This window comes from Flavobacterium marginilacus, assembly GCF_026870155.1.
GTDB lineage: Bacteria > Bacteroidota > Bacteroidia > Flavobacteriales > Flavobacteriaceae > Flavobacterium > Flavobacterium marginilacus.
Window position 1 is genome coordinate 2,128,768 of sequence record NZ_CP113975.1, and the last position, 16,748, is coordinate 2,145,515.

Here is a 16,748-nt window from a genome sequence, read left to right on the forward strand (position 1 = left end):
CCTAACAAAAACAAGCAATGAAAACCACAATCTGCAGAGAAGCCCATTTTAATGCTTGCCACAGAATGCACAACCCCAATTGGTCTGACCAAAAAAATAAGGAAGTATTTGGGATATGCAACAACGCCAATTATCACGGACATAATTTTATACTTATTGTAAAAATCACTGGCGAAATCAATCCAGAAACTGGTTATGTAATGGATATGAAAGTTCTCGGAACGATTATAAAAGAGCAAATAGAAACTCGTTTTGACCATAAAAACCTCAACCTCGATTGTCCCGAATTTAAAGACAAAATAGCTTCTACCGAAAATTTTGCTTGGGTCATTTTTCGGATTTTAAAGCCATTGCTTCCACAGGAAAACAAACTAGCCATTACACTTTATGAAACGGATAAGAATTATGTAGAGGTTGGGGAGTAACAGAAATACGATTTTCATTTGACCAATAAGCTTTCCTTTAGCCTATCCGTAGAGATTTTTTATCTCCGCCATAACAAAAGTACTTTGGGTACTCCCTATGCTTTCAACTGATCCCAATTTATTAAACACAAAATCCTGATAATGCTTCATGTCTTTGACAGAAACTTTCATTAAAAAATCGTAATCGCCTGATATATTGTAACATTCCACAATTTCTTCTATTTTCATAATATCACTAACAAACTGATTTCCAATAGTACGATCGTGCTGTTTAAGTTTGATATTACAGAAAACAATGAATCCCCTGTTTAATTTTTCTGCATCAAGCAGTGCTATATATTTCTTAATATAACCATTGTTTTCCAATCTTTTAATTCGCTCAAAAACTGGCGATGCCGAAAGATTTACCATCTTTGCTAGTTCTTTTACCGTGAATTTAGAATTATCGTGAAGTATATTTAGTAATTGAAGATCAATATTGTCTATCTGCTCCATAGAATATTTTACTTAAAAAAGGTTGAATTAATTTATAAAAAAGAATAATAATCTTCAAATATACTGAAAAACAACACAAAAACCTTATTTTAATAAATTAGAAGATTTAGCAACCTGTAAAACTTATTTTTGCAGTACAAAAATCTAAAAAAAATAGCACATTGAAGAAGTTATTAGAAGTTTTAAGTAAAGTAGGTTTGGACGGTTTCCTGTTAATGATAGGCACTATGATTCTGCTGGCCTATTTTTTGCCGATGCCAGGCTTGATAAAAGAACCTGTTTCGCTGGAGGATATTGCCAATGTAGGCGTGTCGTTTATTTTCTTGTTTTATGGCTTGCGACTGAGTGTTGAGAAACTAAAATCCGGGCTTGCCAACTGGAAAATGCACATTGTCGTTCAGTTGACAACCTTTTTGTTTTTTCCGCTCATTGTTTTGGCATTTCGTCCCTTGTTCATCAACGCTGGCTTTGAGTTGCTTTGGTTGGGTGTTTTTTTTCTGGCAGCTTTACCATCCACAGTTTCCTCTTCTGTTGTTATGGTTTCTATCGCCAAGGGCAACATTCCTGCGGCTATTTTTAATGCGAGCATTTCAAGTTTGATTGGAGTTGTGGTTACGCCACTTTGGGTTGGGCTTTTCATAGCATCTGCAACAGGTCATTTTGATGTTACTGATGTTTTTTTTAAATTGATTTTTCAAGTCTTGTTGCCTGTAATTGTAGGCATCTGTCTTAATTCTCGTTTTGGTGCCATTGCCGAAAAATACAAGAAACAGCTCAAATATTTTGACCAAGGAGTTATTCTTACCATTATTTACACGTCTTTTTGTAAGTCATTTTCTGAACATCTTTTTGAAGGCTTCACCACACTTGAACTTGCTGGGCTTGCCACAGCAATGATGGTCTTGTTTTTTGCCGTATTTTTTTGCGTAGGACTACTGAGTCGATTGCTTGGTTTTTCAGATGAAGACCGCATTACGGTGTTATTTTGCGGATCCAAAAAGTCATTGGTACACGGAACGGTCATGTCAAAAGTACTCTTTCAGCACAGTACCATCACCGGCATCATATTATTGCCACTTATGCTTTACCATGCCTTGCAATTAATTGCCGCCAGCATCATCGCTCAGCGTATGGCTCGACGAAAAGAAGTATAATTTAGTTATGCTGTTTCTTTTCAGAGCTTAATTCTAAAAAGGACAGCCTTTTGTGAGTTACTGGTGAGGGATAGAAGTCAATGTCATTAAGTTAAGGGAAAAATTTAAAAAACAGCACGCAGATTCAGCAGATTCGGCAGATTTTTTCCTCATTTTTCTGCGTAAATCTGCAAAATCTGCGTGAAAATAAAAAGAGTAATTCCTTAACTTAATGACATTGGGATAGAAGTGGAGCTCTTTTTTTGCTGGGCATTTTTCTTGCCCAGAAAAAAAAAGCGGGAACGTATAGCCCGACCCGAGGCTTTTCTGCCGAGGGACACGCCCAAATCAAATGCTGTAAATTTTGGAACATAGCCTATTGGAACTACATCCCAAATTCTTTGCGTATGATTGCTGCACCAGCACTCAAAGCATTTAACTTACCTCTAGCTACGCTTCGAGATAACGGAGCCATACCACAGTTTGTAGAAGGATACAAATTTTCGATATTTACAAATTCAAGGGCTCTACGTAGGGTAGCGGCTACTTCTTCGGGTGTTTCAATAGTATTGGTTGCCACATCAATTGCACCAACCATAACTTTTTTACCACGTACGAGTTCAATTAAATCAAAAGGAACGCAAGAATTGTGGCATTCTAATGACACAATATCAATGTTAGATTTTTGAATTTCTGGGAAAATTTCTTCATATTGTCGCCACTCTGAACCCAATGTTTTTTTCCAATCAGTATTCGCTTGTATTCCATAGCCGTAACAAATATGTATAGCGGTTTCGCATTTTAAACCTTCGATGGCTCGTTCCAAAACTGCCATTCCCCAATCGTTTACTTCATTAAAAAACACATTAAATGCAGGTTCGTCAAACTGAATAATATCTACCCCAGCATCTTGAAGTTCTCTTGCTTCTTCGTTGAGCGCTTTTGCAAATTCCCATGCCAATTTTTCACGGCTTTTGTAATGGTCATCGTATAAGGTATCTACCATTGTCATCGGACCAGGCAATGCCCATTTTATAGGCTTATTAGTCTGTTTACGTAAAAATTTAGCATCATCAACAAAAACTGATTTTTGACGTGCAACTTCACCTACAACAACAGGAACACTCGCATCATAACGGTCACGAATTTTTACAATTTTACGGTTTTCAAAATCTACACCGCTTAAATGCTCGATAAAAGTAGTTACAAAATGCTGGCGTGTTTGTTCTCCATCACTAATTATATCTAGCCCTGCCAAGTGCTGTTCATGCAAAGAAATGCGCAAAGCATCTTCTTTGCCTTCTATTAACTGATCGCCTTCTAATTTCCAAGGTGACCAAAGTTTTTCGGGTGGTGCAAGCCAAGAAGGCTTGGGTAAACTGCCAACAATTGAGGTGGGTAATAAGTTTTTCATGTTTAAATTTTTTTTGAATTAATTAAAGGTTAAAATTGGCAGACCATTGTTCTAAAACACTTTTGTATGGGGTAATGAAATTCTCTTCGGCATATTTACCCTGTTCAACTGCCAATTGGCTACGCTCTTCTCGGTCATAAACCACGCGAGTCAGTGAATAATCTTCGTGTTTAAGACTAGGTTGATAGATTTTGCCAGCCACTGAATTTGCATTGTAAATTTCAGGGCGATAAATCTTCTGGAAAGTCTCCATGGTGCTGATGGAGCTGATTAGTCCAAGATCCGTATAATCAGTAAGTAAATCTCCAGAATGATAAAAAGCCATCGGTGCCACACTATTCTCAGGCATAAAAAAACGAACTTTTAAGCCCATTTTAGAAAAATATTCATCAGTGAGTGAATACGTATCCTGTAGATACTCAAAACCCAGAACCGGATGCTGATACGCAGTGCGAGTATATCTTTTGTTGCTCGATACACTTAAACAAATGATCGGTGACATCTTAAAATATTCTTTGTAAGTGGCTGAATTTACAAAGCATTTATAAAGTTTTCCGTGCAAGTCACCAAAATTTTCAGGAATAGAAAAATTAGATTTGTTTTTATTGTGTTCGATCAATAAAATACTGAAATCATAATCACGAACATAAGAAGAAAAATTATTTCCAGCAATACCTTCGATACGCTGGCTAGTCTTGTGGTCAAAAATATTCGTTTTTAAAACTTCAATCAACGGCAGATTGCTACTACCATTCTTATCATCAATACACATCGTTACTGTGATGATTTCAAGTTCTACAAGGTAACGATCCGCTTTTGGGTTATCCAAATGAGCCAATGCATTGAATCGATTGTTAATCATATTTATAGCATTACGCAAGTTTTTTTGGCGACTAGCTCCTCTAGCCAAGTTTGCAAAATTGGTTGTCACTCGCGTTTCACTTGAGGGGTGATAGTTTTCGTCTAAACAAGTGCTCTTTAGTGTAAATGCAAAATCATTCTTGACTGTATTCTGGGCGTTTTCAATATCTTGCTTTTCGTTTACTATTGTTTCTTCTTGTATGTTCGCTTTCATTTGATGATAATATTTAGTTTTTTTACCTTGCAAATTTCAAAATAAAAGATTAATTATTTTTGTTTTGATTAAAAATCAGATAATTGTTCCTTTTTTATTATTTTTTTAAGATTATTAATCTTTTTACAGATATAATAATAAAAAAAACAGATAATTATCCTTTAGAGAACGTAGATAGGATTGATTTGGAACATGGCGATTCTGCCATCTTTCGGTACATATTGAGATGTTATAAGCAGTACTATCGGTTTCGGGAAAACTTACCGATACCGAATGTGGATTGTTGTATTTTTTTAATTTTGATATAAAAACGCTGTCTATTCCGTTTGGTTTTAATTTTAGATTAGTTGTTTTTTTTTGCAATCAGATTAGGTAGTCTATCCTTTCTTTACCAACGCTAGCCATCCAATATTCTGCTTGGCTTACCCATTCAAAAGTCCACATTACACCTCTAAGCGTTCCGAAAATTACAATCCACGAAGTATAAAACTTAGATTTCATAACCGTCAGAAAGTGAGTAATAATCTTTTTTTTTGGTAGATACTTAGCCGAATATTTGCGAAATCTTATTAAACCTAATAAAGTTGACAAAATAAAAAATCAGAAAACTCAAAAATGGTACCTAGCTAAATATTTTAGATTTGGATGCTATTGCATTTATTAGATGGACAAGCAGTATATTACTAAATACCTACCTCATTACTGTTTTTCTGTTTTTATTTACTTGGTTCAGTAAAAAATTATTATTTTTATTTAGAATTAATAAAAATAATTAAATACATTTGTTTTGTTAATTTAATCTTAATAAAAATAAAGCATGGAAAATAAATCATTTTTTACAATTCTATTTCTATTCCTCATTGTGGTCACCTATTCTCAGGAAAAAATTTCAATAACAGGAAAAGTAACCACTTCTGACGGTATAGCTGCAAAACAAATTAAACTCGTGATAGATGAACTAAAAGCAGAAACGCAATCAGACGAATATGGGCAGTATCGTTTTACTGATATTTCATTTAAACAAGAACTCAAAATGAGTTTGTACGCCAATGGAATATTAGTGCATACTGAAGCAATAAAAGTAAATTCTGGTCAAAATGAAATTAATTTTACTCTTGTAAATAAAGTGACCGAATTGAATGAGATTGTGATAAAAGGAATCGCATTCAATCGATTTATAGGAACAGAAAGTCAGGATGTAGCAAAGATTCCGTTAAAGAACACAGAAAATCCACAAGTTTATAGTGTTATCCCTAAAGAGATTATAAAATCACAAATGTTGATTGATAACAAAGATGTGGTGAACAATGCTGCTGGTGTAGTTGCATTTAATAATCCTACAGGTGCGGTAACGGCTTGGATTAGGGGGTTTGAAACCAGAAATGCGGTTAGAAACGGAATGGCAACCCAGTTTAGAGCCGAAACTGATCCGATTAATATTGAAAGAGTTGAAGTAATTAAAGGTCCATCGGGGACATTATATGGTGCTAATGCCGTTTCTTTTGGAGGATTAATCAATAAAGTTACCAAAACTCCAAATGATGTTCCAAAGAGTGAACTTGCTGTTTATACCGGAAGTTATGGGTTGCTTCGATTTACTTTGGATGCAAATAAACCACTTAATGAGGATAAAACAGCATTATTCAGAATCAATGCTTCCCACAGCGATCAAGATAGTTTTCAAGACATCGGATATGCAAAAAACACTACAATAGCTCCCAGTTTTTTGTATAAAATAAACGACAGATTTGAGGTGCTTGCAGAAGCAGAATTGGCAACCATTACAAGAACGCAACAACCTTATCCGTTTTTTACTTCGGGTGTTACTTTTACCAACTTCAAAGACATGCCAATTGACTATAAAAAATATATTGGAGGAAACGATGTGGACTCTAAAACCAATATTGCCAATTTGTTTTTAAAAGCAACGTATAAAATTTCAGATACTTGGACTTCTTCTACAAATATTAATTCGAGTAAAGGCTATGTCGATTATAGTTATCAGCTGTATCCGAGATGGATTGATGACCATACAATTGTTAGAAATGTAGGGTTGTATAGTGCTCGTAAACTGTCGTATTTGCAATTTCAACAAAATTTTAATGCCGACTTCAAAATTGGTTCTATAAGAAACCGATTGTTAGTAGGTGCAGATTATACTCAAAATAAAACCCAGTTAAATTTTACATGGGCCGAGTATGACCAAATCGATTTGAATACCGATTTTGCACCAATCATAAAAGCTAAAATTGATGGAATTCTTGCCACAAAAAATGCCGGGCATTGGGCTAATACACAATCCAGTATCAGTGGTTATTTATCTGACGTGATTAATTTTACACCTAGACTTTCTGTATTGTTAAGCGCACGTATAGACCATTTTATTAACGATCCCAGCATAGAAAGCAATGTTAAGGTTAAAGATGATTTTGAACAAACCTTTTTATCTCCTAAAATAGGAATGGTATATGAAATAGTAAAAGATAATGTTTTTGTGTTTGGTAATTATATGAACGGATTTATAAATCAAGCTCCGGTTGACCAACCTGATGGAAGTCAGTTTCGTTTGTCACCAAAAGAAGCCAATCAGAAAGAAGCAGGTGTAAAAACTGAATTTTTCAACAAAACGGTATCAGCTACTTTAAGTGTTTATGAAATTAAAATAAATAACGCTACTTGGGTTGATGATTTAGGCTTTACAAAACAAAATGGAGAGCAAAAAAGTAAAGGGTTTGAATTTGAAGTAGCCTCACAATTAACAAATAATTTTACTCTTATAGGAGGAATTGGTTATAATGAAAACAAATTTATATCCGGCGAAGCCTCTCTTATTGACAAACGTGTGGCCGGTGCTCCAAAAAACACTTATAATTTATGGGTTGATTATAAACCTAAAGAGGGGTTTGCAAAAAATCTTAGATTCGGATTTGGAGGAAACCATGTGAGTGATGTTTTCTGGAACGCATCAAATACAATGACAATACCATCATACACCGTAATTAACAGTGCTGTTACCTATGAAAAAGGATTATGGGGCTTTGGAGTAAAATTAAATAACCTATCCAACCAAAAATTTTGGAATAGCGACGCACAACCACAAGCACTACGAAATGTTGTTTGTGCAATGTCATTTAAGTTTTAATACTAAAAACGGAGTGTTTAAGCATTGTCTTAAACACTCCTAATAAAAAACACTAAATTATGGAATTCAAAATACGCAATATTCATAGTTGGATGATCCTTCAAAAATCAAAGGAAATGCAAATAGAAAGTAAGTTTCTTATTCCCGGAGTTGAAGACTTTATCGAATTAAAAAAAGGAAAAAAACGTGTTGTAATAAACCGGGCAATTTCTCCAAGTTTAACGCACATAGCCGGTGCAATAACCGAAAACAAAATTGCTTGTAATCATCTCCTTCAAGAAAATAACTACCCTATTCCTGCTTTTATTTTTGCCAGTGAAATTGGTGAAAAAGAATTGTTGTTTCTAGAAAAATTTGCCCCAATTGTAGTAAAACCATTTGACACCAATAAAGGTGCAGAAATACACATGAATGTCCAAAACAATAACCAGTTGGAGGAAGCTTTGAATAATGTCAAAAAAATAAGCAGTCACGCTATTTTACAGCAACAAGCCTCTGGATTGGATTATAGGTTTTTAGTTATCGATAAAAAAGTTGTGGGAGTTCTTTGGAATGAATGGCCAAGTGTTATAGGAGATGGAATTCACACCATCGAACAATTGGTCCAATTTGAGAATAAAAAAAGAAATACCACTAAAATATTGGTTTATGAAAAACCAACAGAGATGCTTGCTGAAATTCCAATTGAAGGCTTAAATGAGCTGTTAGGAAAATCAGACAGGAGACTTGCTGATATTTTGCCAAAAGGAGAAAAAATCTATTTAGGAAATTGCGGTAATGGCTGGACGGGTTCTGTAGCCCATGATGCAACAGATCTAGTACATCCTTCAATTAATAAAAAGGTTATTGAGTTAATAAACTTTCTGAATATAGATATTGCCGGACTTGATGTGCGTTGTGATGATATTACCAAACCTTTTGAAATCTCAGGCTTTAACATTATCGAAGTGAACACAAGACCTAGCTTAGTTGACCACGAATTTCCTTTATTTGGAAAATCCAGAAATGTAACTGAGGAATATCTGGACTATTTGTTTAAAGAATAACCATTTCAAAACATTAATCCTGATAAAACGTAACAAGAAAACCAATGCAAGTAAAATCAACATCCTTATTGGCTGAAAAGGAAATTATAAAACGGTTAGTAAAATCGCTAATTAACGAGAGTAACGACCTTAATGACAGTGTTTTTTGGAAAGATTTAAGAACAAACATTAATTACTACAAAATTCCAAACACCCAAAATTTATTGTTGGTTTCTTTAAATTATTCAGATCAAATAGAAACGAATAATAAACCCGTAGTGGAAATTGATTCCGATGGTAATTTTAAAGATATTTCTTTTGAAAAACTTTTAAGTTTCATTTTAGACCTTTGGAATGTACCCAAAGAGAAAAGGGAAGTTATTGAGAATGAAGTGAATAATTCGTATGAAAATATGAAAGCCGTTTTTGATTGGGAAAATGAAAATGTTGAGCAAATTTTAGCCGAAATTAATTCTATTTCAGGATGCTATACCTGTCAGGAACGAAACAACGGACTTTGCGTTTCGGAATCATTACCTTTTAAGGGGCATCCGATTCATGTTTGCACAAAAACAAAAGTTGGATTATCCTCAGAAGAATTATTAAAATACTGCCCCGAATTTTTTACAAATGTGCCTTTATACTTATTAGCGGTGTCATCAGACTATGTTGAACAATATGGAGATGATTCCTCTTGGGTAACATTCTTAGAAAAAGAATTAGCCATTGATATAAATTCAAATAAAATTTTCATACCAGTTCATCCCTGGCATTTTGAACACGTTATTAAAAAAGAATTTAAAAAGGAACTTGAAAGTGGAATAATGCAAGTTATTGAGCAACAAATCTATTCCATGCCAACACTATCATTCAGAACTCTTGCCTTATGTTCTAAATATGAAAATAATTTGGGAATGCATGTAAAAGTTCCAGTAGGCATCCAAGCAACCAGCGTGTTTCGATTGTTATCAAAAAGGGATATTTATAATGGAATCATTTTTTCTGAAAAATTAGAAAAGCTTTCCCATCAACTAACTTCAGTTAACAATCAATTAGGTGTAATAGTTCCTGATTTATATGGGGTTCATTTTAAAGAAAATATTGAAAAGACAAATAAACAAGGTCCTCTTCTTTCTTTTATGTTAAGAGAAAACCCTGTTTTAATGTCACAACCTTACGAAAAATTAATAGTTGCCTCGTCACTAATTCATAAAACGCCAATAGTAAACAAACCGCTGTTAGTTCAATTTCATCAAATTTCAAAAGTTGACATAAAACTTTATGTATTTGAATTATTTAAGGTTTTTATATACCTCCCATTAGAAATTTTTTTAAAGTTCGGTATTGCTATCGATTCTCACGGACAAAATTGTATCATAAAATTTAATGCTAAAGGGATGCCAATCTCTTTAATATACCGCGATTTAGGAAGTGTTCAAGTAGTTGATGGAGCTCCATTTGCAATTGAGAATAAAAACCTTTTAATAGATGCTCATAAAACTATTTTGCCTTTTCAGGATTGTATTGATGAGTTTTTTCATTCACTGTATTATAATCTTATCGGAAGTTTTATTGAAGTGATCAGCTGTCATTATAAAATTCATTCTTCTGAATTGTGGGAAATCGCAAAACAAGTTTCGATAGAAATAACGGATAGCATAGAATGTGAAAAAGATTTTAAAATCCAATTTTATAACGCTTTATTGTCAAAAACAATGCCTGTAAAATCATTATTAAGAATGCGATTAGAAGATAAAACGATATTTTCCCGAATTCCAAACCCTTTGCTGGCTTAAAATGAAAGATAAATTTTATCCAGTTTTTTTATCCTGTACTTTTTTAGGTGCTTTGGGAGAGTATATGGCACTTACTACTTTAAGTTGGTATTTGTTAGAAACCTATTCTGCCGTAGCAATAATGGGTCAAGTGCTTTCTTTTCGAGTTTTTCCTCGTTTTTTTATGGGGTTTATAGGTGGTTATTGGGCAGACATTTATGATAGAAAAAAAATGATTCTACTGGTTTACGCAGGAATCATGTTTATGTCTTTGCTCCAAACTATCTTGGTTACTACAATTTCAAAACCACATTGGCTCCTACTGGCAATGACACTCTTTATGCGAAGCATATTTGATGGAGCAGAGCCAAGTATTCGAAATGCAATTTTACCCGATTTAGTTAAAAAAGAAGCCATTACAAAGGCGGTCGGATTGTATGCCACTGGATTGAATTTGGCCGCTATTTTAGCTCCCATATTAGCATCGTTTATGATGTTTAAATGGGATATTAAATATGTTTTTTGGATTGATCTATGTTTTCAAATCCCTTCGTTTATAGTACTCTTCTTTGTTCCGAAGATTAAGAATATTAAATCAGAAAATCAAAAAACATCAATTATAAAGTCATACAAAGAAGTGATTCATTTTGTATATCAATCGCCTATTCTTCTAAATTGTGTAAAAACAAGCATTCTAATGATGTTTTTACTTTTCCCATTTGGTGCAATGCTGTCTATATATGTAAAGGAGGGGTTGAACTTGGGAGTGAAAGAATTTGGAATTATTTCTGGAATTGAATCCGGAGGGGCTGTTTTGGCTGGGATTTTTTTATCAAAAATATTTGGAAGTTCCGATAAAAAAATAATCCGATGGCATCTATTGGCATTACTCTCGGGATTTATTCTGATTGCTTTTTACTTTAAACTGCCTCAGTTACTTTTTTATTTTTTAATTTTCCTTTTTGGATTTCTTACGCAATCATTTAGAAGTATGAGTCGAATTATTTTTCAAAAAAAAGCTCCAGATTTAATACGAGGAAAACTAATGTCTGTTATTATTGCCGATAGTGGTTTTGTTTCCTTGGGTTTGCTACTTTTTACTCAGTTAGCAACTAAAACAGATATTTTTTTAACAACACTTATAATGGGTATTTTAATTTGCTCAATTATGCTAGTTAAAATTTTAAAATCACAAAAGTTGGCCACCGAATAACCATTAGTTCTCTAAATCTTAATAATGGAAGTTGTGGAGTGTATACCTAATAGTTGCGAGTCAAAAGTTTTAAAATCAAAAGGTAGTTGCCTATATTGACTTTGTATTGTTTTTAGATACACCAAAGTGAAAATAAAAATGAGTGTCACTACAGGACTTTAAAAACTTTAAGTTATTTGACTTGCAACTTTTGGATATAAACCAACCTATCTATTTGGTTTTCTTTTTATTATTTCGTCCCAACCAAATGTAGAAGCCAGTAATAGGTAAAGAAGCCCCAATAAGCACAGCCAAAAACATTGCAATCCTACCTGTTAAACCAAAAATACTTCCGATATGAATGTCATAATTCATACGGCTGGCTATTTCTCCACTATTGGCATTAGCATATTTGCCGTACGCTTTTACAGGGATTTCTTTAAAGGTGTACTGATTATAATAAAAATCATCATTATCATAGCCAGATTGATTTGGATATATCGATATATTGTAAGCAGTACTGTCGGTTTCTGGAAAACTTACCGATGCCGAATGTGGATTGTTGTATTCTTTTATTTTTGATATAAAAACACTGTCTATTCCTTTTTGCTCTAAAGTTAAATTTTGTGGTTTTTTCGCAATAGGATTTGGATATTCTACTTTTTTTGCACCACCGCTGGCTAGCCAATATTCGGTATCACTTACACATTCAAAAGTCCAGACCAAGCCAGTAAGTGCTCCAAATATAACTATCCACGAGGCATAAAATCCTAAAACATTATGCAAATCATAATTAAGTCGTTTGGGCGAAGTTCCCATTTTGACTTTGAAACGCTGTTTGCGGGCTGCTTTATTTTTTGGCCACCAAAGAACAATTCCAGTAATCAACATTACTACAAAAATAAGCGTTGACCAACGTACAATTTCGCCTCCAAATTCACCCATCCATAATTCGTAATGTCCTTCTATAACCCATCTAAAAAAGCCATTTTCGTTATTGATAAAAGCCAAAACCTTTCCGTCGTAAGGGTTGATATAAGCAGTGTAATAATAACCATCACCATAAAAATCGGCTGTTGCGGCTTTTTCTTTTCCTTCAAAACTGATTCTGTTTACTTTCTTTTGTGGTAATTGTTTTTGAGCAATTGTTTTGAGTTCTGAAATGCTCAAAAAGGGTTTGTCTTGCGGAATAACGTGTCTGTATGGTTGTGTTGCACTTTCTATTTCTGGCGAAAATGCCCAAACTGCTGCGGTAATACAGACAATAAAAACGACTATTCCTGTGGCTAGTCCGAGCCATAAGTGAATTTGTCGGGTTGCTTTTTTAAAGTTCATAAGGTAGTGCTACTATTTAAAAATCTATTTCGTCTATTTGTCCCATTCGAGGATTTACGGTACTGCTAAAAATACTTCCAAAAGTATAAATTAAACCAAATTCAGCCGAATAATAATTTTTGGTAGCCAATTGTTGTCCTCCTAATAAATAAACGTTGTCTTCTAGTGGTGTTTTTAGTAACGATATTTGGTCATTCACAATTTCAAATTTTCCATCAATGGTAAAGGATAGTCCTTTTGCAATTCGCAGGGACAAAAAAGTAGTAAATGTAATTCGGTTTTGGCTCCAATCATCAAAATAAGCATTGCCTTGAATAGAACTTCTGATGCTTCCCCAATTTCGGGTAACATCCGTTATAATAGCTAGCCTATTGTAGGCTCTGGTTTCGTTTTCTTTGTCATAAATGGTGGTGTCAAAGTATTCAAAATAATTTACTCCAGCTTGATACGCCAATCGCAATTGCTTTTGAGCGTTTATAGAATACGGAAAAATATTGTACTCAATTACTGGTGCCACTCGATAACTGTTTTTTATATTTTTGTATTCGTCCATTTGGTATTGCCCCGTTATTCCTGCTGACCAGTGATCGTTAATGCTTTTTACATACAAAGGAATGGCATTGAATTTATGGATGTTAATGGATATTTTTTTGCCGTCTAATGTATAGGAAGAGTATTTTGTTCCCTGTTGTGCGTTGAGGATAAATTTGTTCTCGTTTGTAATGCGTAAAACCGTTAATTCTTTATTGAATTCCAGAAAAAACGAATTGGATTGTCCCTCAAAGTAGCCGTTGATACCAGGGGTAAAGTTCCAATGATTCCAAGGGTCTTTTGATTTTGTTTCGATGGCATCACTTCCTTTTTCTAAAACAGCCATTTGAGCATCAAATAATGTATGCCAAGGACTGTGATGAAAAACATATTGCAGTCCCCGTTGTATGGTGGTACAAATATGGGTACGAATAAAATCGTCTGTAGCTCCTTGTGGAATTTCCTGTGTTAAGGTGTCATTTTTACCTTTTAGGGTGTTCATCCCTGTAAATTCCAGTGTAAGAAGCATTCCGCCAGTGGCACTTGGTTTTTCAGAAACCAGTACTTGTACATCGGCAATGGCGGCATCCCAAACAAAATTGCAGTTGCTAATAGTTTGATATAAATAATCTCGAAAGCAACGGGTTTCGGTAGTAGCACAATTGACATATACATTCGGTTTTACCTGTGCATATCCTGATACGATAAAGAGTAATAATAAGCAATAAAGTAGCATTTTTTTCATTAGTAGCAGGTTTTTGTTAAAAAGAAGCACCCCTTTTATAAATGAAAAAGGAGTGCTTTCTTGTAAGTATTCTAAAATCTCACCGCAGTTTGCAGTCTAAAATTAATAGGAGAACCTGGTGCAAAAATAAATTCATCTGCATCTGGATTGTAATAACCGGAACTTACATATTTTTTGTTGGTTAAGTTATATAGATTGAATCCGATATTCCATTTTTTGTAGGTGTAAGAAACGGATGCGTCAAAAATAGTATAGGTTGGTAGGTATTTGTTACCAAATTCGTCTCCCCATCCTGTATAGACGGCACTTCTTTTTCCCATATATTGCGAACCAAATCCAAATCCTAAACCATTAAAAACGCCTTCATTGATTTTGTATTTTATAAAACTATTAAAAGTTTGGTCAGGTGTTCCTCTATTTTCAATACCAATTAGATTGGGATTACTATCTTTTGTAACTCTAGCATTTGTAAAAGAATAATTGGCATTAATAGATAGATTTTGAGTAATCTGTCCAACAATGTCAAACTCTACTCCTGTACTAGTTACTTGTCCTGTTTGTAAATAGAAAGAATCGTGAATTGGATCAGAAATACCCACATCATTTTTCTTGATATTATAAAAAGAAGCGTTTAAAACGAGTTGCTTGTTTAGGAATAATCCTTTGATACCAAATTCGGTGTTGCTACCTGTTAGCGGTTTGAGTCGTCCTGCACCATAAACAGCACCACGTTGGGGCAGAAAACTTTCGTCATAAAGTCCGAAAAAAGATATTTTATCTGATAGCAAATATGTCAATCCAAATCTTGGTGTAAACTTGTTGGTTGCAATTTCATATTCGGGGTCTTCGGCTGTATTGTAGTCCTGTCCGGTAATCAATTTTGTATAGCGTCCTGCAAGGGTAATAATAAATTTTTCGGCTATTTTTAAGTGGTCTTGCACGTAGATTGCTTGCCATTTGTTGGTGGACATCCAACTGCCAACATTATCTGCAGGGATGTATCTTAAACTATCTTTTGATACATAATACGTCGGATTATTGATAGATAATTGCAATCTTTTTGCGTTACTGTAATCGCCTCCGTAGGTACTCCCTTCGGAACCACTTCCATAATCCAATCCAATTAGGACTTTGTGTTCCAATTTTTTCCCAGTATTGAATTTACCGTCCAAAAAGAGTTGCGTATTGAAGAGTTTTCCAAACCAGTCACTCTTTGAAACCGTTCTATAAATGGTGTCTTTGGTTGGGGAAAGGCTATTTACATACAAACTCATTCCGTCCCAATCGGTAGTCATATAGGCGGTTTGGGCATTCAGTTTCCAATTTTCGTTGATTTTATGTTGCAAATGGGCTCTATTATACACGTCAGCTCCCAAGTAATTACCAACGTTGGGATCATTCATTGCCATATCTATTGGTAAGGCGAAGAATTTTTTATTGATGGTTATTTGCTCAAAATTATTATGAGCCGTAACTGCCTTTACATAATTATGTTCAACAGTTAAACAGGTATTTTCATCAAATTCATATTTCAAAACAGGAGCAATAAAAAAACGATTAAAATTTCCTAATTTATAAAACTGTGCACTTTGCTGGTATCCTGTATTAAAACGATAGGTTAGTTTTCCGTTTTTGGATAATTCTCCCCCTAAATCTAATGAAGCTCGCATCATATTAAAACTTCCAAGACCAAAGCTAACTTCGTTAATGCGAGTGTGAGTAGGTTGTTTGGTAACAGTATTAACTAAACCCCCTGGTTCAGAATTGGCAAGCATAAATCCAGCAGGCCCTTTTACAAACTCAATTCGTTCAATCATTGACGCATCTTCTTGGGCATTCCACCAAATTGGCCCTCCAACACCGTTGCGATACGTACCATAAGTTGCATCTGTTCCTCTAATCAAAAGACTGGAATCTAAATCATTTCCGTAGGTTTTGGTAATACCACTCACAGAGCGTATCATATCGTTTTTATTCAAAGCTCCATAATCCAGAATGGTTTGTCTTGTGGTAACCATAATATTTTGCGGAATCTCGATAAGCTCTGCATTAAGTCGCAGGGAAGAAGATACTTTTTCGGCTACATACTTTTTGTTACTTGTAATAACAACTTCGTTCAGTTGCTGTTCTGAAGACTTGAGTTGAATGTTTAGGGTTACTGTATTTCCCTGTTCTATTGTTACCGTGCGTTTTTGAGATTCTTGTCCAACAAGTGTGGCAGTAAGCTGGTATGTACCATTGGCAAGGTTGCTTATTTCAAATTCGCCATTGCTGTCTGTAACAGTGTTTTTCTTGGTTTCTTTAATTTTTATACTAACGGGCGTTGCTGGTGTGCCTTCAGATGTTGTAATTGTGCCTTTTATAGTTCCCGTTTTTTGTTGGGCAGAAGCTATAATCCCAAAGAATGCGATTGTTACAAGTAATAAATATTTTGGTATTATTAATTTTGATTTCATTATTT

13 protein-coding genes are annotated in these 16,748 nt (G+C 34.4%); 6 read left to right on the forward strand and 7 right to left on the reverse strand.

Features of this window, described 5'->3' with window-relative positions:
- Positions 1-17: 17 nt before the first annotated feature.
- Positions 18-425, forward strand: coding sequence for a 6-carboxytetrahydropterin synthase (locus OZP07_RS09105; RefSeq protein WP_281638086.1), 408 nt, complete (start codon positions 18-20; stop codon positions 423-425).
- A gap of 42 nt (positions 426-467) precedes the next feature.
- Here OZP07_RS09105 and OZP07_RS09110 read toward each other — a convergent pair whose 3' ends face one another.
- Entirely contained in the window at positions 468-920 is a 453-nt protein-coding gene (locus OZP07_RS09110; RefSeq protein WP_281638087.1) for an Lrp/AsnC family transcriptional regulator, read from the reverse strand.
- A 161-nt stretch (positions 921-1,081) separates the two neighbouring features.
- Here OZP07_RS09110 and OZP07_RS09115 point away from each other — a divergent pair, with 161 nt between their 5' ends.
- Positions 1,082-2,074, forward strand: a complete 993-nt coding sequence (locus OZP07_RS09115; protein WP_281638088.1) for a bile acid:sodium symporter family protein — start codon at positions 1,082-1,084, stop codon at positions 2,072-2,074.
- A gap of 364 nt (positions 2,075-2,438) precedes the next feature.
- On the opposite strand, the gene OZP07_RS09120 is transcribed toward OZP07_RS09115, so the two are convergent.
- The 3 genes from OZP07_RS09120 to OZP07_RS09130 form a co-directional block, all read right to left on the reverse strand.
- Positions 2,439-3,467: a methionine synthase gene (locus tag OZP07_RS09120; RefSeq protein WP_281638089.1), complete on the reverse strand. Its 1,029-nt coding sequence runs from the start codon at positions 3,465-3,467 to the stop codon at positions 2,439-2,441.
- 22 nt (positions 3,468-3,489) lie between these two features.
- On the reverse strand, positions 3,490-4,542 hold the full coding sequence (locus tag OZP07_RS09125; RefSeq protein WP_281638090.1) for a DUF1852 domain-containing protein: 1,053 nt from the start codon (positions 4,540-4,542) through the stop codon (positions 3,490-3,492).
- Between the two features lie 363 nt (positions 4,543-4,905).
- A complete protein-coding gene (locus tag OZP07_RS09130; RefSeq protein WP_281638091.1) occupies positions 4,906-5,043 on the reverse strand; it encodes a hypothetical protein in 138 nt (45 codons plus the stop codon).
- Positions 5,044-5,359: 316 nt separating this feature from the next.
- Here OZP07_RS09130 and OZP07_RS09135 point away from each other — a divergent pair, with 316 nt between their 5' ends.
- The 4 genes from OZP07_RS09135 to OZP07_RS09150 are packed head-to-tail and all read left to right on the forward strand — an operon-like array spanning position 5,360 to position 11,697.
- Positions 5,360-7,684 (forward strand): TonB-dependent siderophore receptor, encoded by a 2,325-nt coding sequence (locus OZP07_RS09135; protein WP_281638092.1) that lies wholly within the window; start codon positions 5,360-5,362, stop codon positions 7,682-7,684.
- A 59-nt stretch (positions 7,685-7,743) separates the two neighbouring features.
- Positions 7,744-8,730, forward strand: a complete 987-nt coding sequence (locus tag OZP07_RS09140) for a hypothetical protein (protein WP_281638093.1) — start codon at positions 7,744-7,746, stop codon at positions 8,728-8,730.
- A 44-nt stretch (positions 8,731-8,774) separates the two neighbouring features.
- Entirely contained in the window at positions 8,775-10,505 is a 1,731-nt protein-coding gene (locus OZP07_RS09145; protein ID WP_281638094.1) for an IucA/IucC family siderophore biosynthesis protein, read from the forward strand.
- 1 nt (position 10,506) lies between these two features.
- Entirely contained in the window at positions 10,507-11,697 is a 1,191-nt protein-coding gene (locus OZP07_RS09150; RefSeq protein ID WP_281638095.1) for an MFS transporter, read from the forward strand.
- Between the two features lie 210 nt (positions 11,698-11,907).
- Here OZP07_RS09150 and OZP07_RS09155 read toward each other — a convergent pair whose 3' ends face one another.
- The 3 genes from OZP07_RS09155 to OZP07_RS09165 all read right to left on the reverse strand — a co-directional run bounded on the left by OZP07_RS09155 (position 11,908) and on the right by OZP07_RS09165 (position 16,743).
- Positions 11,908-13,011 carry a PepSY-associated TM helix domain-containing protein gene (locus OZP07_RS09155; protein ID WP_281638096.1) on the reverse strand — a complete coding sequence of 368 codons (1,104 nt, stop codon included), beginning with the start codon at positions 13,009-13,011 and terminating at the stop codon, positions 11,908-11,910.
- Positions 13,012-13,027: 16 nt separating this feature from the next.
- Positions 13,028-14,287: an LPS-assembly protein LptD gene (locus OZP07_RS09160; RefSeq protein WP_281638097.1), complete on the reverse strand. Its 1,260-nt coding sequence runs from the start codon at positions 14,285-14,287 to the stop codon at positions 13,028-13,030.
- Between the two features lie 71 nt (positions 14,288-14,358).
- Positions 14,359-16,743 carry a TonB-dependent receptor gene (locus OZP07_RS09165; RefSeq protein ID WP_281638098.1) on the reverse strand — a complete coding sequence of 795 codons (2,385 nt, stop codon included), beginning with the start codon at positions 16,741-16,743 and terminating at the stop codon, positions 14,359-14,361.
- Positions 16,744-16,748 lie beyond the last annotated feature (5 nt).

What these genes read in the sequence shown, in the direction of transcription:
- OZP07_RS09160 (WP_281638097.1), bottom strand. Translation starts at nt 14,287, where the DNA reads ATGAAAAAAATGCTACTTTATTGCTTATTATTACTCTTTATCGTATCA.
- OZP07_RS09130 (WP_281638091.1), bottom strand. Translation starts at nt 5,043, where the DNA reads ATGAAATCTAAGTTTTATACTTCGTGGATTGTAATTTTCGGAACGCTT.
- OZP07_RS09145 (WP_281638094.1), top strand. Translation starts at nt 8,775, where the DNA reads ATGCAAGTAAAATCAACATCCTTATTGGCTGAAAAGGAAATTATAAAA.
- OZP07_RS09150 (WP_281638095.1), top strand. Translation starts at nt 10,507, where the DNA reads ATGAAAGATAAATTTTATCCAGTTTTTTTATCCTGTACTTTTTTAGGT.
- OZP07_RS09155 (WP_281638096.1), bottom strand. Translation starts at nt 13,011, where the DNA reads ATGAACTTTAAAAAAGCAACCCGACAAATTCACTTATGGCTCGGACTA.
- OZP07_RS09105 (WP_281638086.1), top strand. Translation starts at nt 18, where the DNA reads ATGAAAACCACAATCTGCAGAGAAGCCCATTTTAATGCTTGCCACAGA.
- OZP07_RS09135 (WP_281638092.1), top strand. Translation starts at nt 5,360, where the DNA reads ATGGAAAATAAATCATTTTTTACAATTCTATTTCTATTCCTCATTGTG.
- OZP07_RS09140 (WP_281638093.1), top strand. Translation starts at nt 7,744, where the DNA reads ATGGAATTCAAAATACGCAATATTCATAGTTGGATGATCCTTCAAAAA.
- OZP07_RS09110 (WP_281638087.1), bottom strand. Translation starts at nt 920, where the DNA reads ATGGAGCAGATAGACAATATTGATCTTCAATTACTAAATATACTTCAC.
- OZP07_RS09125 (WP_281638090.1), bottom strand. Translation starts at nt 4,542, where the DNA reads ATGAAAGCGAACATACAAGAAGAAACAATAGTAAACGAAAAGCAAGAT.
- OZP07_RS09165 (WP_281638098.1), bottom strand. Translation starts at nt 16,743, where the DNA reads ATGAAATCAAAATTAATAATACCAAAATATTTATTACTTGTAACAATC.
- OZP07_RS09120 (WP_281638089.1), bottom strand. Translation starts at nt 3,467, where the DNA reads ATGAAAAACTTATTACCCACCTCAATTGTTGGCAGTTTACCCAAGCCT.